Raw genomic sequence first — 25,064 nt, 5'->3', positions numbered from 1 at the left:
GGCGGGTTCTTCCTCGGCTGATCGTCACTCGGGCGGGTTCTTCCTCGGCTGGTCGTCGGACATCAGCGCGTCGAGCGCCTTCATGTCGTCGTCGCTCAGGGCCGCGCCGCTGCTCGTGGCGGGTGGCGGAGTGGGCTGGCGCGGCACGTCGGCGCGCGACTCCGTCCCGTTGCCGGGCGCCTGCGTCCCCGTGGGCGGCTGCTCTGCCCGGGTGCCGGGCGCCTGCGTCCCGGTGGGCGGCTGCGTCCCGTTGGCGGGCGGTTCCGTTTCGGTGCGCGGCACGTCCCGCACGGTGCGGACGTTCGTGGGCATGGGCGTGGTCGTCGCGCCGCTCCCGGTCGACTCCGGCAGCGTCTGGTCGGCCGCGCGCCTGCTCAGGATCGTGCGGGCGATGCTGTCGACGCTGATCCGGCCCGCCCCGGCGGCCAGCAGGAGCAGGCAGGCCGCGCCCAGCGCGCCGACGAGCTCCCAGCCCATGTCGGTGACGAAGATGCCGTTCTGACCGTGGACGAAGATGATCGCGCCCAGGCTGACGCACAACAGGGCCAGCGCGGCCAGGCGGGTCAGCAGTCCGATGATCAGGAAGCTGCCGCCCACGAGCTCGGCCACGGTCGTGAAACCGGCCGCGAGCTCGGGTTGGGGCACGCCGGACTGGGTGAACATCTGTGACGTCGGCCCCAGTCCGTTCTGCCATTTCTGCCACCCGTGGGCCACGAAGATCACGCCGATGGTCACCCGCGAGATCAGGGCAGCTAGGTCGAAAGCTAGCTTCATGGTGGTTTCTCCCCCCGTTGTGGTAATTGTCCCCCACCCCTCTGACCTGCGACTCCTCCCCATACCGTCTCTTGAACGGCCCGTTACGCCTGGGCGCGCCGTACAGAATGAAAGGACCGCACAGTAGATCGCGCGCGAGGCCGGTGGGAGCATGGGGAAATGACCGAGCGCATCATCGGGATCGGCGCAGGGGCGAAGGAACTGGCCACAGAGGACATGGTCCTCAACATCGGCCCCCAGCACCCCTCCACCCACGGCGTGCTCCGGCTGCGGCTCACGCTCGACGGCGAGCGGATCTCCAGCGCCGAGCCCATCATCGGCTACATGCACCGGGGCGCGGAGAAGCTGTTCGAGGTCCGCGACTACCGGCAGATCATCATGCTGGCCAACCGGCACGACTGGCTGTCCGGGTTCGCCAACGAGCTCGGCGTGGTGCTGGCCGCCGAGCGCATGCTGGGCATGGAGGTCCCGGTCAGGGCGGTGTGGGCGCGTACGCTGCTGGCCGAGCTCAACCGGGTGCTCAACCACCTGATGTTCCTCGGCTCCTACCCGCTGGAGCTGGGCGCGATCACGCCGCTCTTCTACGCCTTCGAGGAGCGCGAGCGCATCCAGGCCGTCATGGAGGAGATCTCCGGCGGGCGCATGCACTACATGTTCAACCGCGTCGGCGGGCTCAAGGAAGAACTGCCGCTCGGCTGGCTGGACCGCGTGGCCGAGACCGTCGCGATGACCCGCCGCAAGGTCCCCGACATCGAGGGCCTCATCCTGCACAACGAGATCTTCCTGGCGCGCACCAAGGGCGTCGGCGTGCTCGACCGCGACACGATCATGCAGTACGGCGTGAGCGGCCCCATAGCCCGAGCCGCCGGGGTCGACATCGACCTGCGCCGCGACCAGCCGTACCTGGCCTACTCCGAACTTCCGGTCAAGGTCGTCACGCGGACCGCCGGCGACTCCTACGCCCGCTTCGAGGTCCTGCTGGACCAGGTGAAGGTCTCCCTCGACCTGGCCGAGGCCTGCGTCGACAAGCTGCGCTCGCTGCCGCCCGGCCCGATCAACCAGCGCCTGCCCAAGGTGCTGAAGGTGCCCGAGGGCCACACCTACGCCTGGACCGAGAACCCGCTCGGCATCAACGGCTACTACCTGGTCTCCAAGGGGGACAAGACGCCGTGGCGGATGAAGCTGCGCTCCGCCTCCTTCAGCAATATCCAGGTGCTGCGCGAGATCCTGCCGGGGCACCTGGTGGCCGACATGGTGGCGATCTTGGGATCCATGTTCTTCGTCGTGGGTGACATCGACAAGTGAAACGCGACAAATACGTCGACTGGCTGCGCGCTCTGAGCCTGATCGTCGTCGTGGTGTGGCATTGGGCGTTCACGATCCTGCAATGGACGCCGGACGGGCCCTCGCCGACCAGCCCGCTCGGATTCACCACCGGGCTGTGGATCCTCACCTGGCTGCTGCAGGTGCTGCCGCTGTTCTTCTACGTCGGCGGGCACGTCCACCTGCTGTCCTGGAACCGGGCCTGCGAGCGCGGCGTCGGCATCGGCGCCTTCGTCTGGCGGCGGCTGCGGGCGCTGGCACTGCCCGCGCTCGGACTGTCGGCGGCGTGGATCGCCATCGGAACCGTCGCCACCACGGTGTTCGACGCCCCGCCCTGGACGTGGCGGGTCGTGCTGCTGGTGCTGAGCCCGCTGTGGTTCATCGGGGTCTACCTGACGCTGATCGCGCTGCTGCCGGTCGCGCTGTGGCTGCACCGGCGCTACGACGTGCTCGCCCTCATCTGGCTGGGCGGCGCGGCGCTGGTCGTCGACGTACTCCGGTTCCGCTACCACCTGGAGTGGGCCGGCTGGTTCAACATGATCATCGTGTGGGGGCTGGCGCACCAGGCCGGCTTCTTCTACGACCGCGTGGTCGCGCTGCCCCGCCGCTACGACGTCGGCGTGCTCTGGACCGGCCTGTTCATGCTGATCGGGCTGGTCTACTCGGGCATCTACCCGGGCTCGATGGTCGGCGTACCCGGTGAGAAGTGGTCCAACATGGCGCCGCCGACCTTCGTCATCGTCGCCCTGCTCATCTTCCAGATCGGCCTGGTCGAGGTGCTGCGCCCGGCCATGGAGCGGGTGCTGGAAAAGCCCGGATGGAAGCGGGTCAACGACACCATCAACCGGTTCGCGCTTCCGCTGTTCCTGTTCCACACGACCGGGATGGCGATCGCGCTGGGGCTCGGGTGGTGGTTGTTCGGTACGCTCGGCGGCACCATCCCACCGGACTTCACGTGGTGGCTGGAACGCCCACTGGCCATCCTCGGCCCCCTGATCTGCACCCTCCCGGTCATCTACTTGTTCGGCCGCAAGCGCCGCAGCGTTCAGCAAATGCCTGACAATCGTTGAACGCCATCGTAACCTGGAGCCATGACGAACATCGGCTTCCGGGCGACACCGGACGACGAGCGCATCATCAAGTCAGCCATGAGCGAGGGTGAAACTACCAGCGACGTCATCCGGCGGGCACTTCGCCTGCTCGACCGCGAAGTCTGGATGCGGCAAGCAGAAGCTGACATGGCGCGACTGGCCGACGAAGACCTCTCGGACGAAGAGGACGCCTGGTGATCCGCGGCGCGGTCTACCGAGTGGACTTCGGGGAGGCGAAACGCGGGCACGAACAACGCGGGCGACGCTACGGATTGGTGCTCAGTCCTTCGACAGAGTCCTGGACGGTGGCAACGGTCATCCCGACCTCCACGAAGGCGCAGGCATCGCTCTTCAGACCCGAGATCGAGCTCGGGGGGACACGCACGCGCTTTCTTGTCGATCAAATCCGCACGGTGGACACCAGTTTCATCCAGGATCCGCCCCTCTACTATCTCGGCCGAGACGAGCTAGCAGAGGTGGAACACACGGTGATCCTCTACCTGGGGCTCTGACGCTCCGCTTCCGGGTCCTTCGGGATACGGCAGGAGTGTTCGAGGAAGAGGGCCGCGCCGATCAGCACGACGAAGGCCAGGAACGAGCCCGTGGCGACGAAGAACTCCGCCCGCGGCGTCTGCCTGGTCAGCAGCGACATGGTGTGCAGCGAGAACCCGGCGAAGATCCCGGCGAACACCGCCCCCACGTACGCCGAAGCCTTGGCCAGAGCGGCCAGACGCGCCACCGCCAGCGGCTCCACCGGCTTGGTGCCCGGCTTGCGGGCGATGCGAGCCCGCGTCATCCACGCGCTGTAAGCCTCGCCCACGGCCAGCAGCAGCACGGTCGGAATCGCGGTCCACGGAATCACCGGCAGATCGGAGTAGACCTGCCGCACCAGAATCCAGGTGAGCAGAGCCAGCACGACGACGATCCCGACGAGCACGCCGGGCTTGGTGGGCCTCAAGCCGGCCCCTGCAGCTTCAGGTCCTCGCGCAGCCACACCCCGGTCCGGTCGAGGCCGGCCAGCAGATCGGCCACCCGCCCCCGCCCGGGGATCTCACCGTCGGGATCCACCTGAGCCCACGGCACCAGCACGAACGCCCGCTCGTGTGCCCGCGGATGCGGCAGCGTCAGCTCGGGGTCGTCGCTGATCACCTCGCCGACCACCAGCAGGTCCACGTCGAGCGTGCGCGCGCCCCACCGCTCCTCCCGCACCCGGCCGAAGGCGTTCTCCACGCTCTGCGCCCGGTCGAGCAGCATCTGCGGCTGCAACTTCGCCTCCGCGACGATCACCGCGTTCAGGTACGGCTTCTGCCCCTCCGGCCCGCCCACCGGATCGGTCTCATACACCGGCGAGGCCGCCAGAAACTCCAGCCCCGGCGCGTCGAACAGCGTGTCGACCGCGCCCTGCAACGTCTGGAAGCGCTGCCCGAGATTGCTGCCCAGCGCGAGAACCACTTTCATGGCCGGCTCCGTTCGATCGTGACCACGACGTCGTCGAAGGGCAGCGGGATCGGCGCCGCCGGCTTGTGCACGCTCACCTCGGCCCGCTCCACCAGTGCGGAAGCCAGGCAGACGTCCGCCAGCCGCTGGGCCAGCGTCTCGATCAGCTCGACCGGCTCGCCCTCGACGACCTTGACCAGCGCCTCGGCCAGCTCGCCGTAGTGGACGGTCAGCGTGAGGTCGTCGCCGGCCGCCGCCGGAGCGGTGTCGAGGAACAGCGTCGCGTCGACCACGAACTCCTGGCCCAGCTCGCGCTCCGCGGGCAGCACCCCGTGACGGCCCCGGGCGCGCAGGCCCTTCAGCGTGATGCGGTCAGCGGTCAAGCTCGCCCTCTTCCTCGTCGTCCTCGCCCTGCAGCACCGGTGAGCCGTGGTGCATCCACAACCGCCAGCCCTGCGGCGTACGGAGGTAGACGTTGCTCGCCACGACCTTCCCGGCGGCGAAGCTGGCCTCGCCCTCCTCGCCGGCGGTCAGGATGTTCTCCACGCAGGTCAGGACCGCCACGTCACCCAGCACGACGGTGCTCACGTCCGTGAGCACGAACTGGATGTACGTGGTGTTCGCCATGATCAACGCCCAGGACCGCAGCACCTCGGAGCGCCCGGCCAGCAACGACCAGCCAGGATGGACACAGCTCACCTGATCGCTGATCGTGTCCTCGGCCCAGATCTCGGTCATCTTGTCGAGATCGGCGTTCTCTATGGCGGTATAGAAGGCCTGGTTGACCGTCTCGATGGCCGCGGTGTCGACGCTCATCCTTCGGCTCTCTTCCATGCGGCGGCCACACGCACGGCGTCCGCGTTGGGCCCTACCTCGTGCACCCGCACGCACCACGCGCCCGCCCGCGCGGCCAGCGCCGTCACCGCCAGAGTGGCGTCGTCGCTCCTGCTGAACGGACGCGGAGTGCCGTCGGCGTCGGCCAGCAGCCGCCCGATGAACCGTTTGCGCGACGCCCCGACCAGCAGCGGGAACCCCAGCTCCGCCAGCCGTTCGATGCCGGCCAGAACCGCCCAGCTGTGCTCGGCGTTCTTCGCGAACCCCAGCCCCGGATCCAGCACCACCTGTTCCGTGGAAACACCCTCGGCCAGCACGTAGTCGACCCGCTTGGCCAGCTCTTCACCCACCTCGGTGACCACGTCCTCGTAGACGGCCCGATTGTCCATGTCATGGGAGTGGCCACGCCAGTGCATGACCACGTACGGCACACCGGTGGCGGCCACGACCTGCGGCATGTCCGGATCGGCCAGCCCGCCGCTCACGTCGTTGACCAGCCGCGCACCCGCCTCGACGGCCGCCTTGGCGACCTCGGCCCGCATGGTGTCCACACTGACCGCGACACCCTCGCCGGCCAGCGCCCGGATCACCGGAACCACCCTGGCCAGCTCTTCATCCAACGCCACCCGCGCGGCACCCGGCCGCGTGGACTCCCCACCCACGTCGACGATGTCGGCGCCCTCGGTCACGAGCTCAAGCCCGTGCCGGATCGCCGCCGCCTCGTCGAACCACAACCCGCCGTCGGAGAAGGAGTCGGGCGTGACGTTGACCACACCCATGACGAGGCACCGATCCTCGGCAGGCAGTCCCGGCACCCTCATCATGCCCCCAAGCCTAGGCGGTGGTGGTTCGCTCTCGATGTCGTGGGTGGCACTTTCCCCGCCGCTCTCAACTCTCAGTGGCCGGCTGTCTTCGTGGCCGCGTCGCAGGATCACGTGTATATCCGCCACAGCCCAGTCAGCGTAACGCCCGCCCCTTCCGTCAGGGGCCCGCTCTCTCGGGGCGGTACTTCCGAGGCGCCGGTGCGGCGGGATGCGGCGCCGGCGGGGCGGTGCCGATGTGCGGTGGCCGGGGTGGGGTCGTGTGCCCGGCCGACCGGGCGGACGTAACGGCGGGACACCCGTGAGGTGGACGGCCGTTTCCCTGGAAGGCCGCCGAGGGGTGCGGCGGGTGGGGTTCCCTGGGCTTGCCGTAACCCCTAAGGCGGGTTGTTCTGACTGGGGAAGGGCGGTCAGCGGCCGATGATGAGGCTCATCGCCTCGGCGCGGGTTTTGTCGCTGGTGCGGAAGTCGCCGCGGACCGCGCTGGTGAGGGTTTTGGCGCCTGGCTTGCGCACGCCCCGCATCGTCATGCACAGGTGTTCGGCCTCGATCACCACGATGACGCCGCGCGGCTCCAGCACGCGCATCATCGCGTCGGCGATCTGGGAGGTCATGCGTTCCTGGACCTGCGGGCGGCGGGCGTAGACGTCGACCAGGCGGGCCAGCTTGGACAGGCCCGTGACCTGGCCCTTTTCGTTGGGGATGTAGCCGACGTGGGCCACCCCGTGGAAAGGGACCAGGTGGTGTTCGCAGGTGGAGTACACCTCGATGTCGCGCACGAGGATCATCTCGTCGTGGTCGACGTCGAAGACCTTGGTGAGGACGTCCTCCGGCTGCTGGCGCAGGCCGGAGAACTGTTCCGCGTAAGCGCGTGCGACCCGGGAGGGGGTGTCGAGGAGGCCGTCACGGTCGGGGTCCTCGCCGATGGCGATGAGGATCTCCCGGACGGCCTTCTCGATCCTTGGTTGATCTACGTTCACGCACTGTCCCCGGACGGCAGGGCGTCCTGGTGCCCCGCGGTGAGCGAGCCGTTGGCCGACTGCTCCTTCGGCGTCAGGATGGGCGGCAGGTCCGACGGAAGCCGCTTGCCGTAGCCCGCGTAGGACGGGCGGTGCTCCTTGACGACCACGGACGAGAAGATCTCCACCACCTGCTGGCGGGAGAGGGTCTCCTTCTCCATGAGTTCGAGCACCAGGTTGTCGAGCACCTCGCGGTACTCGACCAGGATGTCCCACGCCTGGTCGTGCGCCGTCTCGATCATCCGGCGGACTTCCTCGTCGATCGTGGATGCGATCTTCTCGGAGTAGTCGCGCTCGTGGCCCATCTCGCGGCCCAGGAACACCTCGGCCTGACCGCTGCCGAACTTGCGCGCCCCGAGCTGCTCGCTCATGCCGTACTCGGTGACCATGCGGCGGGCCACGGCGGTGGCCTTCTCGATGTCGTTGGAGGCGCCGGTGGTGGGCTCGTGGAAGACGAGCTCCTCCGCCGCGCGGCCGCCGAGCAGCATCGCGAGCTGGTCCATCATCTCCGAGCGGGTGGCGAGGAACTTGTCCTCCATCGGCAGCGTCATCGTGTAGCCGAGCGCGCGGCCGCGGGAGAGGATCGTGATCTTGTGCACGGGGTCGCTGTTGGGCAACGCGTGCGCCACGAGCGCGTGACCGCCCTCGTGGTAGGCGATCATCTTCTTCTCCTTGTCGGACATGACCCGCGTCTTGCGCTCGGGCCCTGCCATGACGCGGTCGATGGCCTCCTCAAGGGTGTCCATCGAGATCAGCTTCTGGTCGGCGCGCGCGGTGAGCAGCGCCGCCTCGTTGATCACGTTCGCGAGGTCCGCACCGGTGAATCCAGGGGTACGGCGGGCGATGACGTCCAGGTCGACCTCCGGCGCGAACGGCTTGCCGCGACCGTGGACCTTGAGGATGCCCTTGCGGCCCTCCAGGTCGGGACGGTCGACGGTGACCTGCCGGTCGAAACGGCCGGGGCGCAGCAGCGCCGGGTCGAGGATGTCGGGCCGGTTCGTCGCGGCGATGAGGATCACGCCGCCCTTGACGTCGAAGCCGTCCATCTCGACGAGCAGCTGGTTCAGCGTCTGCTCGCGCTCGTCGTGACCGCCGCCCAGACCGGCGCCGCGGTGGCGGCCGACGGCGTCGATCTCGTCGATGAAGATGATCGCCGGGGCGTTGGCCTTCGCCTGCTCGAACAGGTCGCGCACGCGGGAGGCGCCGACGCCGACGAACATCTCGACGAAGTCGGAACCGGAGATCGAGTAGAAGGGCACTCCGGCCTCACCGGCCACCGCGCGGGCCAGCAGGGTCTTGCCGGTGCCGGGCGGGCCGTACAGGAGCACGCCCTTCGGGATCTTCGCGCCGATCGCCTGGAACTTGGCCGGGGCCTGCAGGAACTCCTTGATCTCCTGGAGCTCCTCGATGGCCTCGTCGGCGCCCGCGACGTCGGCGAACGTCGTCTTGGGAGTGTCCTTGGTGATCAGCTTGGCCTTCGACTTGCCGAAGCTCATCACCCGGGAGCCGCCGCCCTGCATCTGGTTCATGATGAACAGGAAGATCAGCACGATGATGACGATCGGCAGGAAGCTCACCAGGAGGCCGACGAGGAAGTTCTCCTGCGGCACCTCGGTGGTGAAGCTCTTGGTCTTTCCGGCGCCCACCTGCTTGTTCAGCTCTTCGGTGAGCGTCGGGCCGTAGCCGGTGACCCAGTCAGACTGGATCATGTTGGTCGGGGCGTCGCCCGACTTGACGGTGATCTTGTTGTGGAGGGTCAGCTCGATCCGCTGGTCCTTGTCAACAATCTTCGCGTTGCTGACGTTGCCGGTGCGGATCTGCTCGAGGACCGTGGACGTGTCGGCCTGCTTGAAGTTGCCACCGCCGCTCCACAGCTGGGTGACGAGCAGGAGCAGCACGACGATGCCCAGGATCCACAGCAGTGGCCCACGTGTAAATCGCTTGAGATCCATCCGATGCGGAACCCCTTGCGGGCCCGTCCCTTCCTGACCATGGCCTGGAAACCCCGGGCAGGGCCCGGGGCCGCGGCATCCGACACCGCGACTACTGACTACCCGAAGGGGACCACGTGGTCACCCTCCCGTCGTCAGAAGGTACACCGGACAACGCGCGGTGGCACCGCCCGCTAGACCGGCCTTGCCCTACCAACGTACGTCAGGTAGAGCGATGTTCCCGGTCCCTGCGTGCAATGTCGGAAATGCCGCACAGACAGTTACGTGTAGACATGCGGAGCCAACGTGCCGATGAACGGCAGGTTGCGGTACTTCTCCGCGTAGTCCAGCCCGTAGCCGATGACGAACTCGTTCGGGATGTCGAAACCGACATACTTCACATCAATCGGCACCTTCACCGCGTCCGGCTTACGCAGCGCCGCGCAGATCTCCAGCGAGGCCGGGTTGCGCGATTTCAGGTTCTCCAGCAGCCAGTGGAGGGTCAGGCCGGAGTCGATGATGTCCTCGACGATCAGCACGTGGCGGCCCATGATGTCGTTGTCCAGGTCCTTCAGCACCCGGACCACACCCGACGACTTGGTGCCGGCGCCGTAGGAGGACACCGCCATCCAGTCCATCTGCACCGAGGTGTGCAAGGCCCTGGCCAGGTCGGCCATGACCATGACCGCCCCTTTCAGCACGCCCACGAGCAGCAGTTCCTGGCCCGCGTAGTCTTCGTCGATCCGGCCGGCAAGCTCTTTGATCTTCGCCTGGAGTTCGTCCTCGGGGATGAGGACCTTCTCGAGGTCGTGGCCCATGTCGGCAGCGTCCACCTGCGAGTTCCTTACGGGATGGGTCTGATGGCGAGTATCAGCGTCCCATACCGCCGCACGGCGGTCAGACCCCCGGGCAGGTCAACGCCCTTCTGCCCCCGCCACTCGGTGATCAGCCGCTCGACGGCGTGCACGTGGACGGCCGACAAGGCTCCAGAAGGCACCCCGGCGTCGGTCGCCGCCCGTTTGATCACCCGCCGCCGGACCGCGCCGGGAAGATCCTCCAGCGCCGGTACGGCCAGCGTCACCTTCCCCGGGATATCGCTTAGAGCGCAATCCTCGAACGCCTTCTCCGCCCATTCCTGAAGCGCGTCGGCATCGTCGCGAGCCAGCTTGGCCGTCCGCGCCAACGCCTGAGCCACTCCGGGCCCCAGCTCGCCCTCCAGCACCGGCAGCACCGCCTTGCGCACCCGCACCCGGGTGAACCGGTGTTCCTCGTTGTGCGGGTCCTCCCACGGCTCCAGGCCCAGCTGTGCACAGGCGGACACCGTCGTACTCCGCCCCAGCTCCAGGAACGGCCGCCGATAGATCCCCTGAACCTTCGCCATCCCCGACAACGACCGCGGCCCGCTGCCCCGCGCCAGCCCCAGGAGCACCGTCTCCGCCTGGTCGTCCATCGTGTGGCCCAGCAGGACCACCACCGCGCCCAACCTGGCCGCCGCCTCCTTGAGCGCCTTGTACCGCGCGTCCCTCGCCGCCGCCTCCGGTCCGCCCTCGGTGCCCACCTCCGCCGTCAGCACCTCCGCGGGGTCCAGCCCCAGTGGCAGCGCGGCCACACCGGCCGCCCGCTCCGCCGAACCCTCCTGCAGACCGTGATCCACCGTCACCAGCCCTGCCCGCAGACCCATCCTCGGCGCCACGAAAGCCAGAGCCGCGGCCAGGGCCAGGGAGTCGGCGCCGCCGCTGCACGCGGCCAGTACCAGGTCACCCTGGGGCAGATCACCCAGGACCTCTCTGACAGCTCGCCGGACGTCGGCTACGGCTGGATGCGGCCCCATGCCGCCCATTGTCCCCGCCCCGGGCGGTGTTCGGTTTGATGGCCGGCCGTTCAGGCGGCGCGACGGTGACGTCCCCAGCCGGAGTTCTCGACGCGGAGCGCTTCCAGCGGCGCAGGACCGCCTTGGCCCTAGCTCGCTCCACCAGCCCGGCCGTACTCAGGAGATGGTGCTGACGGGCTTGATCCAGGAATAGCCCCGAAAGCGCGCGGCGAAGGCATCAGAGACCTTGACCAGCTTGTCGCCCTTGATCGTGCCCTTACCCGGCCCACCACGCCTCCGGCAGGGTGGGCAGGAGCATGCCCACCACCCAACCGGGCAGCAAGGTAGGGGCCCACCGACGCCCCGGGCGCCGTGCTTACCCGGCCCACCACGCCTCCGGCAGGGTGGGCAGGAGCGTGCCCACCGCCTAGCCGGGCAAGGGGTGGGGCCCAAGCAGGCAGCCCGAGCGCAGCGAGGACACCCAGGAGTCGGGCTTCAGCTCGACTGGCCAAACGCGCGAAGCGCCTTGCCCTTCGCGCGTAGAAGCACCTTGCCTTTTAGGAGTCCAGGGCCGGTTGGCCGATTACGCGGGCGATCCAGGCGTCCGGGTCGGCGATTTCGGCGATGGTGGGCAACGTCTCCGGTGATGTCCACACCTTGTTGAAGCCGTCCATCTCCACCTTCCCCACCACATGGCGGACGAAGGCCGAGCCCTCCGCGTACTGCTTCATCTTGAGCTCGATGCCCAGCAGCCGTCGTACCGTCTTGTCCAGCCTGGACGTGCTCTCCCTGCGCGAGGCGAACTTGGCGCGGATGTCGGCCACCGACGGGACCACAGAGGGCCCCACCGCGTCCATCACGTAGTCGCCATGCCCCTCGACCAGCGTCATCACCGCGGTCAGGCGGTCGAGGATCTCCTTCTGGGCCGGTGACTGGATGGCGTCGATCAGGCTGCCGTCTCCGCCGCGTACCACGTCGGCGACCGTGTCGGCGGCGGTGCGCAGCCGTTCCAGGATCGTCGGCAGGTCGAGGTCGGACGCGAGCAGGAACTCGGTCATCTGCGAGCGCACGTACTCGCGCAGCCACGGCACTCCCGTGAACTGCACGCGGTGCGTCTCCTCGTGCAGGCAGACCCAGAGGCGGAAGTCGCGCGGGTGCACGTTCATCTCGCGCTCGGCGTGCACGATGTTGGGCGCGACGAGCGTCAGGCGGCCCGCGGCCTCCTGGCCGGTCGGGTCCGGCGGGAGGAACAGTTCGTACTGGCCGAGGACGCGCGAGGCCAGGAACGCCAGCACGGCGCCCACTTCGACCCCGGTGATGCGCGAGCCGACGGCCGTCACGATGGCGGGCGGCGGGTTGTCGCTGTTGCCCATGCGCTCGGTCAGCGGCTCCAGCACGACGCGGAAGCCTTCGACGTTGGCCCTGATCCAGCCGGGCCGGTCGACGATGGTCGCCGGCTGCGGGGGCGTCTCGGTGTGGATTTTGGTGAAGTCACGCACGTGGCCCTCGGCCTCGCGGGAGAGAGTGCGTAGCTCTGTGACCGCCTGCCTGGCCTCCTCACGGCTTACCTGCGGCCCGGGGCGCACCAGGCGCGTGCCGGTCGATACGGCCAGATCCCAGTCGATCACCTGCATGCCTACCACCGTACGTGGTCGGAGGCCGACCCGCGACGGCCTCGCGTCAGGATCGGGCGACGATGGCGGCGAGCCGGTCCAGGACGGGTTCGGCCGACAGCGGAACCTGGTCGGCCATGAAGGCGAAGGTGACCAGCCGCCCGTCCTTGGTGGTGGCGAGGCCGGCGAGCGTGTTGACGTTGTTGAGCGTGCCGGTCTTGGCGCGGACGAGTCCGGCCTGTCCCTTGCTGTCGGAGCCGGAGAAGCGCCGCCCGTTGCCCAGTGTGCCGGTGAACCCGGCGATCGGCATGCCGGAGGCCACCGCGTGGAGTTCGGGATGCTTGGGCGAGCCGGCCAGCGCCACGAGCCTGGCCAGGCCGTCGGCGCTGATGCGGTTCTTGGTGGACAGGCCGCTGCCGTCGTACACCTGGATGCCGCGCGAGGCCCCCAGTCTCTTGAGTACGGCCAGCACCGCCTTGCCTCCGCCCTCGAAGGAGGCGGGTTGCCCTTCCTTCAGCGCGATCTGCCTGGCCAGCGCCTCGGACAGGTCGTTGTCGCTGAAGGTGAGCGCGTGCTCGACCAGCGCGTAGACGGGCGGGGAGTCGACCTTGCCGAGTTCCGCCGCGCTCTGGCCGGCCTTGGCGGGGGCGATGCCCTTCGATACGGCGATGCCGTACCTGGAAAGGAGCTTGGCGAAGGCGGCGGCGGCGAACTGCGGCGGGTTGGCGACGCGGGGCTGGGAGCGTGCCGGGTTCTGCCGGCCTTCGTCGATGGCCAGCGCGTGGACGGGCGCGACGTTGCCGTCGGGGATGTAGCTGGGTTTCCAGCCGGGGCCGATGGGCGAGCCGGTGTAGAGGGAGGAGTCGTAGCCGAGCGTGACCTTCTTGACGCCCTGTTCCTTCAGCTTGGCCGCGGTGCGGGCGGCGAGCACGGCCAGGGAGGCCGGTTTCGGGTAGGTGGCAGGCTTGGCCGCCGGGCCGGACAGCATGGGGTCGCCGCCGCCGACGAGCACGATCGAGCCGGGTGTCCTGCCCTGGACGACGCGGGTGGACAGGCGGGTGTCCGGGCCGAGCGAGGCCAGGGCGGCGGCCGAGGTGACGATCTTGGTGGTGGAGGCGGGGACGATGCCGATGTCGGCGTTGGCGGCGAAGACGCGCTGGCCGGTCGCCGCGTCCAGAACGACGGCTCCGACGCGTTTCCCCAGCGCTTTGTCACCCAGCGCATCGGTGAGCTGTTGCGTCAAAGTACCCTTAGTCGGGAGAGGTCCGTCTCCACCCGAGGCCAGCACTGGTCCAGCGGTGATCACCGGGACGGAAGGAGACGCGGTCGGCTGATCGGCTGGGTGCGGGGCCTGCCTCGTCAGGGCCGCCAGGCTGAAGTCGTTCCGCACCGCGTAGACACCGGTGGCGATCGTCGTGGCCTGGAGCAGGACGAGAGTGACCACCGCCACCCAACGCTCGCGCCGTACCACGTCGCCTGTCCCTCTCTCCTGAAGTTCGCCTACGAGACATTAACGCCCAGCCGGGGGTGCCCGGGGGGTTGAGCGGAGGAACAGCGGTGGAGTTCGACGTTGTCGTTGAGATTCCCAAGGGGCAACGGAACAAGTACGAAGTGGACCACGAGACCGGGAAGATCCGGCTTGACCGGCTCCTGTTCACCTCCACGCAGTACCCCGCAGACTACGGCTTCATCGAGAACACCCTCGGTGAGGACGGCGATCCCCTTGACGCGCTGGTGTTGCTGCAGGAGCCGACGTTCCCCGGCTGCTACATCACCTGCCGCGCGGTCGGCATGTTCCGCATGACCGACGAGAAGGGCGGCGACGACAAGGTGCTGTGCGTCCCCGCCACCGACCCCAGGATGGAGCACATCCGCGACATCCACCACGTGCCCGAGTTCGACCGGCTGGAGATCCAGCACTTCTTCGAGGTCTACAAGGACCTGGAGCCCGGCAAGTCGGTGGAGGGCGCCAACTGGGTCGGCCGCCTGGAGGCCGAGGTCGAGATCAAGCGCTCCTTCCAGCGCCTCAAGGACCAGGGCCACCACTGACGGATCTCATCTGGGGCGGGTGGCGCCCACGAGGTCGCGGCGCCACATGGAGGCGATCCTGACGACGTCACCCGTCTGCGGGGCGTGCACCATGAGGCCGCGGCCGATGTACATGCCCACGTGGTGGATGTCGCCGGGATCACTGGTGATGCGGCCGAAGAACAGCAGGTCACCCCGGCGCAGCTCGCGTAGCGGCACGTGGGGTCCCGAGGTCCACTGGGTGCCCGTCCAGTGGTCGATCCGGACCCCGGCCCGCTCCCACGCCCGCATGGTCAGCCCTGAGCAGTCGTAGCTGCCGGGCCCGTCGGCCGCCCACACGTACGGCTTGCCGAGCTGCGTCAGCGCCCAGTTGGCCGCGATGTCCCCGTTGGTGGACCCGGCCCCTGACACCGGTATCGCCCCGGCGCCGAAGCTCGTGCGTTCGAAGGCGGCGGCGCGTTCCCTGGCCAGCCGGTCGGCGAGGCTGCGCGCGGAGTCGACCTGGTCCTGCAGCTTCTTCTTGGTGGCCAGCAGCGTCCTGGTCTCGCGCGTCTGCTCGGCGAGGGCGGTCTCGGCGGCGGTCTTGGCCTCCTCGGCGCGCTCCATGGCGTCCTGCTGCGCGGTCTGGGCGTCGTCGGCCTGCTCGCGCAGGATCTCGGCCACGCGTTCGGCGGCCCGCATGCGGTCGAGGACGAGCGTGCGCTCGCCGCCCATCTGCTCCAGCACCGAGGCCCGGTGCAGGAAGCCGTCGCCGCCGTCCGCGATCATGGTCAGCATCGGCCGCGCGAGGTCGAACCCGCCGTAGGCCTGCGCGGCGATCGCCGCCACGTCCGCCCTGGCCGTCTCGGCCATCGTCTCGGCGTCCAGCAGCCGCGTCCGTGCCGCCGCCGCGGCGACCTTGGCCGCCGCGAGCTTGACCTGTTCTCCGTTGTAGGCCTCGACCAGCCGTTCGGCGGCCGCGTCGAGTTCGTCGAGCCTGCTCTGCGCGGCCGCGAGCTTCGCGGCCGCCGCCCCCAGCGCCTTGTTCTTGTCCCGTACGGCGTCGCGCGCCTCGGCCACGTCGTCGGCCGACGGCCGCGGTTCCGCGTAGGCGGGCGGGCAAAGGGTGGCGATCAGGCAGGCGACCAGGAGTCCGGCTCTGACGGAGTGCATAGATCCCCCTCGCTCTCGGTCACTCTATGCACTCAGTGCCCGTTCGTCACTCACCGCACACATGAATCACACGCAACGTAATCATCACAGGCGAAACAGGCGTTCTATCCATGGACGGACGCCGATAGGGGGAGGTTTCGCACCACGGGGATAGGTGAAGACAGGTGTCTGGCTTCCATACGCAGCGTGAAGTTCGGCGGCTTTGCACCAGTCGGCGCTGACCCGGGCGGCGGCCCAGGCGGCGGCGATGGCCGGGCGCGATTCCTGGTGGCGGTCGTAGGTCTGGAAGAGCGTCATCGTGGCGGCCGCGGCGAGGTGGCCGTCGCCGGGATAGGCGGTTCCCGCGAGGTAGGGGGCGGTGACCCGGCCGCCGTGGGTGGTGTCCAGGGCCCAGGTCCAGTTGGCCAGCACGAGGCCCAGCACAGGGTCGGGCACGGTGGCGGCGGCGCCGTACATGCGCTCCTGGCGGGTGCCGGTGAGGCGGCGGGAGGTCCACAGCCAGTCGAGCTCGGCGGGCGGCTCGCCACCGGCGAGCCAGGACAGGACGGCCAGACCCCGCGCGGTCCGCAACCGGCACAGTTCGAGCAGGTCGCGCAGCATGCGGGGGCCCGGGTCGAGCCAGGTGGGCCAGGCGACGCAGTGGCTTCTGCGCACCATCGCGGCGAGTTCGTCGCGGACGGTCAGCGGGCAGACGCGGCAGCCGAGGTGCGAGTCGTGGCGCAGCTCGAATGCCTCCACCGCTCAGCTCGCCGTCGGGTCGGGGGCGGCGGTGGGGGTCTCCACGGGCGGCGTGGGCGTGGGGGTCTGGGTGGGTGTCCGCGTGGGCGTCGCCGACGGGGCGGGGGTCTTGGTGGGCTTGTGCGTGGGGGTGGCGGTCGGCGCGGGGGTGGTGGGGCAGGGCGTGCGGGTGGGGCGGCCCTGCGGGTCCCTCGTGGGCCGGCCGGCTCCGGGTACGCCGCCGGGGTCACCGGGCTCGCCCGGGTCGGGGGCGGCCGGCGGGGAGTCGGGCGCGGTGGTGGCCGGTGCGGGCGAGGAGGGAGCGCGGGTGGGCGGCGCGGTGGCGGGGTCGGTGGTGGAGTCGGTGGCGGGCGGCGTGACCGCGGACGGTTCTGTGGCGGCCAGGACGCCGACGGGGCGGGTGGCGGTGCTGTCGGGGATCGGTTCGACCTGGATCGCGGTGTCCTGCGGGTCGGGCGCCCAGGGCAGCCTGATGCCGGGCGGCTCACCGGTGGCGGGGAAGGCGCCGGTGGCGAGGCCGGACAGGCCGCCGGTCTCGGTTCCGAACTGGTGGAAGACGACGCCGATCGCGATCACCGTGGCTACGGCCGCCAGCGCGCCAGCCAGCGCCTGAGGCCACTTGCGAGCTTTCTTCTCCCCCGGGCCGGGAAAGCCGGCGGCGTCCAGGGCGGCCGAGCGCCTGGCGACGTAGCGGCGGTACGGCAGGAGCTCGGGGTCGATGAAGCAGCTCATCACCCGGACCCTCAGCGATGCCGGCAGCCTGGCCGCCGGGAGCAGTTCGAACACCTTGGCGGCCGAGATCTGCCGGTTGCGGTGCGGGGCGCAGAGGTCGCAGTGGGCCACGTGCCGGACGAGCTGCCTGCGCATCTCGGCGGTGAGCTCGCCGGAGAAGCCGGCGAGGATGTCGGCGCGGCGCGGACAGTCGTAGGGGCCCTTCCTGGCCAGGAACTCGGCGGTGATCGCGTCGCGCAGGCGCTCGCGGGCCTCCTCCTCGGCGGTCTCGACCTGGCGCGGCGCGGCGCCGAGGACGGCGGCCAGGTCGTGGATGGGCAGGCCGTGGCGGGTGCTCAGCTCCAGCAGTTCGCGGTCGCCGGCCGGCAGGCCCTGCGCCGCGTTCCACGCCATGACCCGCAGGTCGGCGTCCTCGGGGTCGTCCGGCTCCGGGGCCTCGGCCGGCGTTCGCGCGGCTTGCGGCGTCGCCAGGCGGCGGCGGGCGCATTCGCCGCGGGCCAGCGCGTAGAGCCAGGGGCGCAGGCGCTCCGGCTCGGCCAGCGCGCCGATGTGCGCCTCCGCGGCGATGAGCGTGTCGCGCAGCGCCACCTGGGCGCTGTCGGAGCTTTGGAGCAGGGACCAGCAGTATTGGTAGATGCCCTCGGCATACGTGTCGTAGAGCGCAGCCAGAGCACCCGGGTCGTCAGCGCGGAGAGCCTCGACCAGGACGCGGTCAGTCATGTTGCTGAAGGTAATGGATTGGTAACTAGTAGTTCTACCGATTCAGCGCTAATGACAGAATGGCCCGCCGATAAAAAGTCCGAATAAAAAGGAATTGTTGCGAAAGCGCCGCGCCCTTGGGCGCGGCGGTTCACTCCTTGTGGTCGTCGCCGGGCAGCGCGGTGCGCCCGCGGTCCACGGCGAACGGCTCGGTCGTCGGCATGACCGTGTGCACCGGCACCGCACCCGCCAGCGCCAGCTCCTCGAACGGCCGGCCGGTCGAGCCCCAGGTACGCGCCACCACCTCGGTCTTGGCCACCTTCGCCCCCGGCGCCAGCCCCTCGACCGTGAGGATGAAGCGCGGCGGCGCGCCCGCCTTCACGTCGTCCACGAACGCGTAGCCGCCGCCGACCAGCTTGCCCGCCGGGTCGCGCAGCAGGGCGTTGACCACCAGGCTGCTGGCGGGCAGCGCGTACGGGTTGTCCACGTAGCCGGTGACCAGGTAGGTGCCGTCCTTCTGCTTGAGCGTCTGCACGCCCGACACCGGGAAGGCGCGGAAGGCCGAGGCGATCCTGGCCGCCGCGCGCCACTGCGCGGGACGGTACTCGATGGTGACCTTGGCCGGCCGTTCCGAGGCGCTGGCCTGGCCGGCGAACGACAGCGAGCCGCCCGGCGGGACCGCGTCCAGCGGCTGGTCCATGCGCACGACCTCGGCGCCGGAGGCGTCACGGCCGATCACCGTGGCCACCACGTGCTCACCGAAGTGCCAGGGATTGGCGTTGGTGAGCACTCCGGCCCAGTTCACGGCGTAGCCGGAGGCGGTCTTGACGGTGTTGGACACCTGCTCCTTCAGCGCCAGCGGCTTGAGCTGGGCAGGCTGCGCTTCTTCTGAGCACCCGGTCAGGAAGATCGCGCCGAGTGCGAGGACAGTGACGGTTCGGCTACGCAGGATCACTTTGCCGTGATAGCCGGTGCATGGGTACGTCATGCGTGAGACACGCGCATGGCGTACCCATTCTTTAACGTGGGCGCACGACCCGCGTCTCATCCCACACCGGCTCAGGAGCCTCGTAAACGGTGCCGTCCGCGCCGAAGACCAGGTATCGGTCGAAGTCGGCGGCGAACCAGCGGTCGTGGGTGACCGCCAGCACGGTTCCGTCGAAGGCGTCCAGGCCGACCTGGAGCGCCTCGGCGCTGGCCAGGTCGAGGTTGTCGGTGGGCTCGTCGAGCAGGAGCAGCGTCGAGCCGGACAGTTCGAGCAGCAGGATCTGCAGCCGCGCCTGCTGGCCGCCGGACAGCGTCTCGAAGCGCTGGTCGGCGATGAGCCCGGCCAGCTCATAGCGAGACAGGATCTTCATGGCCTCGTTCTTGAGCCTGGCGTGCTCGGTCATGACGATCTCGACCGAGGTGCGTCCGCGCAGGTCGGGGCGGGCGTGGGTCTGGGCGAACAGGCCCGGGACCACCCGCGCGCCGAGCCTGGCGACGCCGGTGTGGCGCACGTCGTCGCCGGAGATCAGGCGCAGGAAGTGGGACTTGCCGGAGCCGTTGGAACCCAGGACGGCGACGCGCTCGCCGTACCAGATCTCGGTGGAGAACGGCTTCATCAGGCCGGTCAGCTCAAGCTCCTCGCAGATGACCGCCCGCTTGCCGGTGCGGCCGCCCTTGAGCCGCATGCGGATGTTCTGCTCGCTGGGCGTCTCCTCCGGCGGGCCCGCCTCCTCGAACTTGCGCAGCCGCGTCTGGGCGGCGTGGTAGGCCGGGGCCATGCCGTCGTTGTAGCGTGCCTTGTTCTTGAGCATGTTGACCAGGGCTTTGAGCTTGGCGTGCTCTTCGTCCCAGCGGCGGCGCAGCTCTTCCAGGCGTTCGTTGCGCGCCCGTCTGGCGTCGGCGTAGGTGGTGAAGCTCCCGCCGTGGATCCAGATGTTGCCGGACTCCACGGTGACGATCCGGTCGGCGGCGTTGGCCAGCAGCTGCCGGTCGTGGCTGACCAGCAGGACCGTCTTCGACGTCTCCTTGAGCTGGGCCTCCAGCCACTCCTTGCCCGGCACGTCGAGGTAGTTGTCGGGCTCGTCGAGCAGCAGCGTCTGGTCGGGGCCGCGCAGCAGCGCCTCCAGCACGAGCCGTTTCTGCTCGCCGCCCGACAAGGTGGCCACATCCCGATATTTCACGTTGTCGTACGGCACGCCGAGCGCGGCCACCGTACACGTGTCCCAGAGCACCTCGATGTCGTAGCCACCGGCGTCGGTGTAGTCGGTGATGGCCTGGGCGTAGCGGAGCTGCGTCTTCTCGTCCTCGCGCTCCATCATGGCCAGCTCGGCCCGCTCCAGCTTGGCCGCCGCCTCCCGCACTGGCGGAGGCGCGACGCTGAGCAGCAGGTCGTGCACGGTGGAGCCGTCACGGACGCTGCCGATGAACTGGCGCATCACGCCGAGCCCGCCGGAACTGGCCACGCTCCCCTCGACCGGCTGCAGATCGCCTGCCACCAGCCGCATCAGCGTCGTCTTCCCTGCCCCGTTGGGCCCGACGAGCGCCGCCTTTACCCCGTCGGGGATCCGGAAGGACACGTCGTTCAGCAGCGGCCGACCATCCGGCAGCACGTACGTCAGGTGTCCGACCTCGACGTGACCCATCTTCCGATCCCTCCCCCATCTCCTCGCGCAGGCTACCTGCCGGGGCCGGGCCGGGTCATCCGGGTTTTCGGGGGTAGACAATAAGTCATCTGATGACTAGAACTGTAGTCGGCTCACCTCCTCCCCCCCTGGATGTGTGATGAAGCGTCTGCGCCTGGTCTTAGTCCCCTTCCTACTCGCGCTCCTCCTGCCTCAGCAGGCCATGGCCGCCGAGGCCAACTGCGCGCCCGAATTCCGCGGCTCGTCGATCAACCCTCGGCTGACCAGCCTGTTCAGCAACTACGGCAACGACAACTCCCGGCTCGACGACTGGACGGGTGCCGACGGCACCTACTCGGTCCGCCTGCCCAGCGGCAAAGAACTCTGGGTCTTCTCCGACACCTTCCTCGGCCAGGTCAACCCGGACGGGTCCCGGCCGCCGGTGGTCGAGGAGGGCGGCACGACCGTGTTCCTCAACAACACCTTCGCGCTGGAGCGCGAAGGACGGCTGCGCACGATCTACGGCGGCCGCCCCGGCAAGCCCGCCGCCGTGATGCCGCCCCGCGACAAGAAGCACTGGTACTGGGCCGGCGACGTGACGCTGGCCGGTGGCCTGGTCGAGGTGACCTACCAGGAGTACGAGCGCTTCGGTGACGGTGCCTGGGACTGGAAGTGGCACCGCAACGTCGTGGCCCGCTTCCCGCAGGGACGCATGGAGCGCCCGATCAGCATCCACGACCTGCCCTCCGGCAACGGCGTGGCCTGGGCCTCCGGCATCCTCAAGGACGGCCGCCACACCTACGTCTACGGCGTCGAGGACAAGGGCGCGACCAAGTACATGCACCTGGCCAGGGTCCGCGGCGAGAGCCTGCTGGGCCGCTGGGAGTTCCGGACCGCCTCCGGCACCTGGTCGCCGTCCGAGAAGGACTCGGCGCGCATGATGGCAGGCGTGGCCAACGAGTACAGCGTGACCAAGGTCGGCGACGGCTACGTCCTGATCACCCACGACACGACCGAGGCGCTGAGCGCCAAGATCGTGGCCTATTCCTCCTGCTCGCCGACCGGTCCGTTCACCGGCAAGCAGGTCCTCTACACGACCCCCGAGACCAACGGGAACATCTTCACCTACAACGCCCACGCCCACCCCGGCGTGGCCGGTGACGGCCTCGTGGTCTCCTACAACGTCAACAGCTTCGTCAACACCGACCACTATCGCGACGTGTCGATCTACCGCCCGAGGTTCATCGACGTGAGGTTCGGTTGACGCGTAACTGGGCCGCCCGTCTTCGTCGTTTCGCCCTTGACGGCATGGACGCGGTGACGCTGGAGAACGAGCTTCTCCGCGTCACCGTCCTGCCGGGCAAGGGCGGCGACGTCCTCGAGTTTCTGCACAAGCCGACCGACACCGACTTCGTCTGGCTCTCCCCGCAGGGCCTGCGCGCCCCTGCCGCGCACCTTCAGGGCGCCGCCGACGACGTGGCCCAGTTCATCGACCACTACGAGGGCGGCTGGCAGGAGATCTTCCCCAGCGGCGGCGCGCCCAGCCTCTACCGGGGCGCCCGCCTGGCCCAGCACGGCGAGGTGTCGGGGCTGCCGTGGGAGTGCGCGGTCGTGGCCGACACGCCCGAGCTCGTCTCGGTACGGCTCAGCGTGCGCACCCGGCGCCTGCCGTACCGGCTGGAGAGGACGCTCACGCTCGCGGCCGGATCGCCGGCGCTGGAGGTCGAGGGCCGCGCGAGCAACGACAGCGGCCTGCCCCTGCACGCCATGTGGGGCCAGCACATCGTGTACGGCGCGCCGTTCCTCAAGCCCGGCCACCGGATCAGGCTGCCCGGCGGCGTGAAGGTGGTCCCGCACGACACGGCCATCAACCCGGCGGGCCGCAGGGTGGCGCCGGGCGGGCCCTGGGACTGGCCGCTGGTGCCCGACGGCCGCGGCGGCACGACCGACCTCGCCGTGGTGCAGGCGCCCGGCTCGCCGAGCGACGTGCTGTATCTGACCGGCTTTCCCGAAGGCTGGTATGAGATTTCGGGAGAGATCGGCATGCGGGTGGAATGGGATGCCGAGGTGCTGCCGTATCTGTGGATGTGGCAGGAGTTCGGCGCTTCGGTGGACTATCCCTGGTGGGGCCGGGCCTACGTGCTCGGGCTCGAACCGTTCGCGGGCATGCCGACCGACGGGCTGGCGGCGGCCGTGGGCAACGGCACGGCGATGGCGCTGGGGCCGTACGAGAGCAAGGTGCTGAGATGGCGCGCGGAGGTACTGGCATGAATGACGTTGAGGGCAAGGTCGCTCTGGTGACGGGCGGCTCCACGGGGATCGGGCGCGCGGTCGTCGACCGGCTGGTCGCCGGCGGGGCCTCGGTGGTCTTCTGCGGCCTCGGCGAGGGCGTGCCGGTCGAGGGCGAGCGGGCGACCGGGGTGGCGGCCGACGTGCGCGACGCCGGGCGGATGCGCGAGCTGGCCGAACTGGCGGTGTCGCGGTACGGCGGCCTTGACATCGTGGTGACCTGCGCCGGCGTGCAGCGCTACGGCACCGTCGAGGACACCCCGCAGGAGACCTGGGACGAGGTCATGGACGTCAACGTCAAGGGCGTCTACCTGGCCTGCCAGGCCGCGGTCCCGCATCTGCGCGCCCGGGGCGGCGGGGCGATCGTCGTGGTCGCCTCCGTCCAGTCGTTCGCCTCGCAGACGCGGGTGGCGGCCTACTCCACCAGCAAGGCGGCCCTGCTCGGCCTGACCAGGTCCATGGCGCTCGACCACGCCGCCGACGGCATCAGGGCCAACGTCGTCTGCCCCGGCTCGGTGGACACGCCCATGCTGCGCTGGGCCGCGGACCTGTGGCGCGGCGAGCGCACGCGGGAGGAGATGGTGGCCGAGTGGGGCCGCTCCCACCCGCTGGGCCGGGTGGCCCAGCCGGCGGAGGTGGCCGAGCTGGTCGCGTTCCTCGCCAGTGAGCGGGCCTCGTTCATCACCGGCTCCGAGCACCGCGTGGACGGCGGCCTGCTGTCGGGCGTCCCGGTGGCGCTACCGGAGTGAGCCCGCGACGAAGGCGGCCAGGTCGGCCGACTGGCGCAGGCGGCTCGGCTCGTGGACGTACATCATGTGGCCGGCTTCGTAGTAGCTGAACTCGACGTTGCCGCTCAGCTCGCGCGGGATGCGCAGCTGGGCGAAGGTGTGCTCGGCGGCGAAGTACGGCGTGGCGCCGTCGTGATAGCCGCAGGCCACGTGGACGCGCAGGTGGTGGTTGTCCCGCATGGCCGCCGCCAGCTTGTCGGCGGCGTGGACGTGGGCGCCCTCGAACTCCTTGTACGACCAGGGCTGTACCCGCCCGGTGAGGATCTCGTAGGGCAGGTCGCTGGTGTATCCGAGGTCGGCGCGCAGGTAGTGGTTGAGCGCGGCGCTGTAGGGACCCACGATCGCGCTCATGCTCGGGTCGCGGTCGAAGTGCTCGCGGCCGCCGTCCTCGTCCCAGCCGGTGAAGCGGCCGTCGAGGCGGCCGACGATCCGGCGGCGTGAGCGCAGCAGCTCGGTGAAGAAGCGGATGTGCTCCAGGCGCAGGTCGACCCGGTCGACGTAGTCCGCGCCGAGGCCGGTGAGCGCGGCGACCTTGGCGACCGCGGCGGCGCGTTCCTCGGTGGTGAGGCGGTTGCCGCGGGCCAGGGCCCACGGGTAGTCGCGGGCGGCGTACTCCTCGGCCTCGCGCAGCACCTCGGCCAGCGTGCGCTCGCCGTGCAGGCCGTGGTAGTGCGCGATGGCCGCGTACGTGGGCAGGTAGAGGGCGTAGGCCAGGTCGTTGCCCGGGTTGAACTCACCGGTGATGAAGTCGAGCACCGAGGAGATCAGCATGAGCCCGTTGAGGTACATGCCGTAGCGGGTCTGCAGGTGGTCGGCGAGCGCGGCGGCCCTGAGCGTGCCGTAGGACTCCCCGGCCAGGAACTTGGGCGACATCCAGCGCCCGTTGCGGGTGGTCCAGAGCCGGATGATCTCCCCCACCGACTCCACGTCGCCGGTGAAGCCGTGGTAGGCGTCCGGCTTGTGACCCTCGGCGGCCCGGGAGAAACCGGTGGAGACCGGGTCGATGAACACCAGGTCGCTGTCGTTGAGCAGCGTCTCGGCGTTGTCGGCCAGCCCGTACGGCGGAGGCAGCAACGCCCCGGCGTCGCCCATGACCACGCGGCGCGGGCCGAGGACCCCGAGATGCAGCCACACGCTCGACGACCCGGGCCCGCCGTTGAAGGCGAAGGTGACGGGGCGCGTCAGGGGGTCGGCGCCGTCGAGCGTGTAGGCGGTGACGAACATCTCCGCCTTGGCCTGGTGACCGTCGAAGGCGCCGTCGGTGAACGTCTCCTCCCGCAGCACCATGGTCCCGGTCCTGGCCGTGTACGGCTGGCCGGAGGCGAGGGTGTGCAAGGTGGTGACCAGGTTGTCAGCGGGAGTGGTGTTCGTCATGG

General features: G+C 69.7%; 26 protein-coding genes. 8 read left to right on the top strand and 18 right to left on the bottom strand.

Annotation, left to right across the window (positions count from 1 at the left end):
* Nucleotides 1-24: 24 nt before the first annotated feature.
* A complete protein-coding gene (locus tag ACIBHY_RS33655) occupies nucleotides 25-774 on the bottom strand; it encodes a DoxX family membrane protein (RefSeq protein ID WP_397308803.1) in 750 nt (249 codons plus the stop codon).
* Between the two features lie 159 nt (nucleotides 775-933).
* On the opposite strand from ACIBHY_RS33655, the gene ACIBHY_RS33650 reads away from it, so the two are divergent.
* The 4 genes from ACIBHY_RS33650 to ACIBHY_RS33635 are packed head-to-tail and all read left to right on the top strand — an operon-like array spanning nucleotide 934 to nucleotide 3,700.
* Nucleotides 934-2,079, top strand: a complete 1,146-nt coding sequence (locus tag ACIBHY_RS33650; RefSeq protein WP_397252774.1) for an NADH-quinone oxidoreductase subunit D — start codon at nucleotides 934-936, stop codon at nucleotides 2,077-2,079.
* A complete protein-coding gene (locus ACIBHY_RS33645) occupies nucleotides 2,076-3,167 on the top strand; it encodes an acyltransferase (RefSeq protein ID WP_397252775.1) in 1,092 nt (363 codons plus the stop codon). The genes ACIBHY_RS33650 and ACIBHY_RS33645 overlap by 4 nt, the downstream gene beginning before the upstream one ends.
* 21 nt (nucleotides 3,168-3,188) lie before the next feature.
* Nucleotides 3,189-3,386 carry a hypothetical protein gene (locus ACIBHY_RS33640; protein WP_397252776.1) on the top strand — a complete coding sequence of 66 codons (198 nt, stop codon included), beginning with the start codon at nucleotides 3,189-3,191 and terminating at the stop codon, nucleotides 3,384-3,386.
* Nucleotides 3,383-3,700, top strand: a complete 318-nt coding sequence (locus ACIBHY_RS33635) for a type II toxin-antitoxin system PemK/MazF family toxin (protein WP_379638430.1) — start codon at nucleotides 3,383-3,385, stop codon at nucleotides 3,698-3,700. Before ACIBHY_RS33640 ends, ACIBHY_RS33635 begins: the two co-directional genes overlap by 4 nt.
* Here the strand turns inward: ACIBHY_RS33635 and ACIBHY_RS33630 are convergent.
* The 11 genes from ACIBHY_RS33630 to dacB all read right to left on the bottom strand — a co-directional run bounded on the left by ACIBHY_RS33630 (nucleotide 3,685) and on the right by dacB (nucleotide 13,896).
* Nucleotides 3,685-4,146, bottom strand: coding sequence for a DUF3180 domain-containing protein (locus ACIBHY_RS33630; protein ID WP_397308802.1), 462 nt, complete (start codon nucleotides 4,144-4,146; stop codon nucleotides 3,685-3,687). The two genes, ACIBHY_RS33635 and ACIBHY_RS33630, sit on opposite strands and share 16 nt — an antisense overlap.
* Nucleotides 4,143-4,646 carry a 2-amino-4-hydroxy-6-hydroxymethyldihydropteridine diphosphokinase gene (gene folK / locus ACIBHY_RS33625; protein ID WP_397252778.1) on the bottom strand — a complete coding sequence of 168 codons (504 nt, stop codon included), beginning with the start codon at nucleotides 4,644-4,646 and terminating at the stop codon, nucleotides 4,143-4,145. The genes ACIBHY_RS33630 and folK overlap by 4 nt, the downstream gene beginning before the upstream one ends.
* On the bottom strand, nucleotides 4,643-5,008 hold the full coding sequence (gene folB, locus ACIBHY_RS33620) for a dihydroneopterin aldolase (protein WP_397252779.1): 366 nt from the start codon (nucleotides 5,006-5,008) through the stop codon (nucleotides 4,643-4,645). Before folB ends, folK begins: the two co-directional genes overlap by 4 nt.
* Complete coding sequence (locus ACIBHY_RS33615; protein ID WP_397188714.1) at nucleotides 4,998-5,441, bottom strand: nuclear transport factor 2 family protein; 444 nt, start codon at nucleotides 5,439-5,441, stop codon at nucleotides 4,998-5,000. Before ACIBHY_RS33615 ends, folB begins: the two co-directional genes overlap by 11 nt.
* Nucleotides 5,438-6,238 (bottom strand): dihydropteroate synthase, encoded by an 801-nt coding sequence (gene folP / locus ACIBHY_RS33610; protein ID WP_397252830.1) that lies wholly within the window; start codon nucleotides 6,236-6,238, stop codon nucleotides 5,438-5,440. The genes ACIBHY_RS33615 and folP overlap by 4 nt, the downstream gene beginning before the upstream one ends.
* A 452-nt stretch (nucleotides 6,239-6,690) precedes the next feature.
* The gene (gene folE, locus ACIBHY_RS33605; protein WP_184971390.1) at nucleotides 6,691-7,260 is read right to left on the bottom strand and encodes a GTP cyclohydrolase I FolE; all 570 of its coding nucleotides are present in this window, start codon (nucleotides 7,258-7,260) and stop codon (nucleotides 6,691-6,693) included.
* Entirely contained in the window at nucleotides 7,257-9,251 is a 1,995-nt protein-coding gene (gene ftsH, locus ACIBHY_RS33600; protein WP_397252780.1) for an ATP-dependent zinc metalloprotease FtsH, read from the bottom strand. The genes folE and ftsH overlap by 4 nt, the downstream gene beginning before the upstream one ends.
* A gap of 260 nt (nucleotides 9,252-9,511) precedes the next feature.
* Nucleotides 9,512-10,063, bottom strand: a complete 552-nt coding sequence (gene hpt, locus ACIBHY_RS33595; RefSeq protein WP_312896704.1) for a hypoxanthine phosphoribosyltransferase — start codon at nucleotides 10,061-10,063, stop codon at nucleotides 9,512-9,514.
* Nucleotides 10,064-10,074: 11 nt separating this feature from the next.
* A complete protein-coding gene (tilS, locus tag ACIBHY_RS33590) occupies nucleotides 10,075-11,070 on the bottom strand; it encodes a tRNA lysidine(34) synthetase TilS (RefSeq protein WP_397252781.1) in 996 nt (331 codons plus the stop codon).
* Nucleotides 11,071-11,597: 527 nt separating this feature from the next.
* Nucleotides 11,598-12,674: a zinc-dependent metalloprotease gene (locus tag ACIBHY_RS33585; RefSeq protein WP_397107029.1), complete on the bottom strand. Its 1,077-nt coding sequence runs from the start codon at nucleotides 12,672-12,674 to the stop codon at nucleotides 11,598-11,600.
* Between the two features lie 46 nt (nucleotides 12,675-12,720).
* Nucleotides 12,721-13,896, bottom strand: coding sequence for a D-alanyl-D-alanine carboxypeptidase/D-alanyl-D-alanine-endopeptidase (dacB, locus tag ACIBHY_RS33580; RefSeq protein ID WP_397252782.1), 1,176 nt, complete (start codon nucleotides 13,894-13,896; stop codon nucleotides 12,721-12,723).
* Nucleotides 13,897-14,210: 314 nt separating this feature from the next.
* On the opposite strand from dacB, the gene ACIBHY_RS33575 reads away from it, so the two are divergent.
* A complete protein-coding gene (locus ACIBHY_RS33575; RefSeq protein ID WP_184971400.1) occupies nucleotides 14,211-14,702 on the top strand; it encodes an inorganic diphosphatase in 492 nt (163 codons plus the stop codon).
* A 6-nt stretch (nucleotides 14,703-14,708) separates the two neighbouring features.
* Here the strand turns inward: ACIBHY_RS33575 and ACIBHY_RS33570 are convergent, their stop codons facing one another.
* The 5 genes from ACIBHY_RS33570 to ACIBHY_RS33550 all read right to left on the bottom strand — a co-directional run bounded on the left by ACIBHY_RS33570 (nucleotide 14,709) and on the right by ACIBHY_RS33550 (nucleotide 20,632).
* Entirely contained in the window at nucleotides 14,709-15,833 is a 1,125-nt protein-coding gene (locus ACIBHY_RS33570; protein WP_397252783.1) for an NlpC/P60 family protein, read from the bottom strand.
* An 84-nt stretch (nucleotides 15,834-15,917) separates the two neighbouring features.
* Complete coding sequence (locus ACIBHY_RS33565) at nucleotides 15,918-16,571, bottom strand: hypothetical protein (RefSeq protein WP_397252784.1); 654 nt, start codon at nucleotides 16,569-16,571, stop codon at nucleotides 15,918-15,920.
* A gap of 3 nt (nucleotides 16,572-16,574) precedes the next feature.
* On the bottom strand, nucleotides 16,575-18,023 hold the full coding sequence (locus ACIBHY_RS33560) for a hypothetical protein (RefSeq protein WP_397252785.1): 1,449 nt from the start codon (nucleotides 18,021-18,023) through the stop codon (nucleotides 16,575-16,577).
* A 130-nt stretch (nucleotides 18,024-18,153) separates the two neighbouring features.
* Nucleotides 18,154-18,957 carry a hypothetical protein gene (locus ACIBHY_RS33555; RefSeq protein ID WP_397252786.1) on the bottom strand — a complete coding sequence of 268 codons (804 nt, stop codon included), beginning with the start codon at nucleotides 18,955-18,957 and terminating at the stop codon, nucleotides 18,154-18,156.
* A 64-nt stretch (nucleotides 18,958-19,021) separates the two neighbouring features.
* Nucleotides 19,022-20,632 (bottom strand): ABC-F family ATP-binding cassette domain-containing protein, encoded by a 1,611-nt coding sequence (locus ACIBHY_RS33550; RefSeq protein ID WP_397252787.1) that lies wholly within the window; start codon nucleotides 20,630-20,632, stop codon nucleotides 19,022-19,024.
* 139 nt (nucleotides 20,633-20,771) lie between these two features.
* Between ACIBHY_RS33550 and ACIBHY_RS33545 the strand changes: the two genes are divergently transcribed.
* The 3 genes from ACIBHY_RS33545 to ACIBHY_RS33535 are packed head-to-tail and all read left to right on the top strand — an operon-like array spanning nucleotide 20,772 to nucleotide 23,649.
* Complete coding sequence (locus ACIBHY_RS33545; protein WP_397308801.1) at nucleotides 20,772-21,875, top strand: DUF4185 domain-containing protein; 1,104 nt, start codon at nucleotides 20,772-20,774, stop codon at nucleotides 21,873-21,875.
* A gap of 44 nt (nucleotides 21,876-21,919) precedes the next feature.
* Nucleotides 21,920-22,882, top strand: a complete 963-nt coding sequence (locus tag ACIBHY_RS33540) for a DUF4432 family protein (RefSeq protein WP_397252789.1) — start codon at nucleotides 21,920-21,922, stop codon at nucleotides 22,880-22,882.
* Nucleotides 22,879-23,649, top strand: a complete 771-nt coding sequence (locus ACIBHY_RS33535) for an SDR family NAD(P)-dependent oxidoreductase (RefSeq protein ID WP_397308800.1) — start codon at nucleotides 22,879-22,881, stop codon at nucleotides 23,647-23,649. Before ACIBHY_RS33540 ends, ACIBHY_RS33535 begins: the two co-directional genes overlap by 4 nt.
* Here ACIBHY_RS33535 and ACIBHY_RS33530 read toward each other — a convergent pair.
* The gene (locus tag ACIBHY_RS33530; protein ID WP_397252791.1) at nucleotides 23,638-25,062 is read right to left on the bottom strand and encodes a S10 family peptidase; all 1,425 of its coding nucleotides are present in this window, start codon (nucleotides 25,060-25,062) and stop codon (nucleotides 23,638-23,640) included. The genes ACIBHY_RS33535 and ACIBHY_RS33530 overlap by 12 nt on opposite strands.
* Nucleotides 25,063-25,064 lie beyond the last annotated feature (2 nt).

The sequence above is a fragment of the Nonomuraea sp. NPDC050547 genome (assembly GCF_044457345.1).
GTDB lineage: Bacteria > Actinomycetota > Actinomycetes > Streptosporangiales > Streptosporangiaceae > Nonomuraea.
The sequence above is the reverse complement of the archived record's forward strand: the minus strand, read 5'-3'. Positions and strand labels throughout refer to the sequence as shown.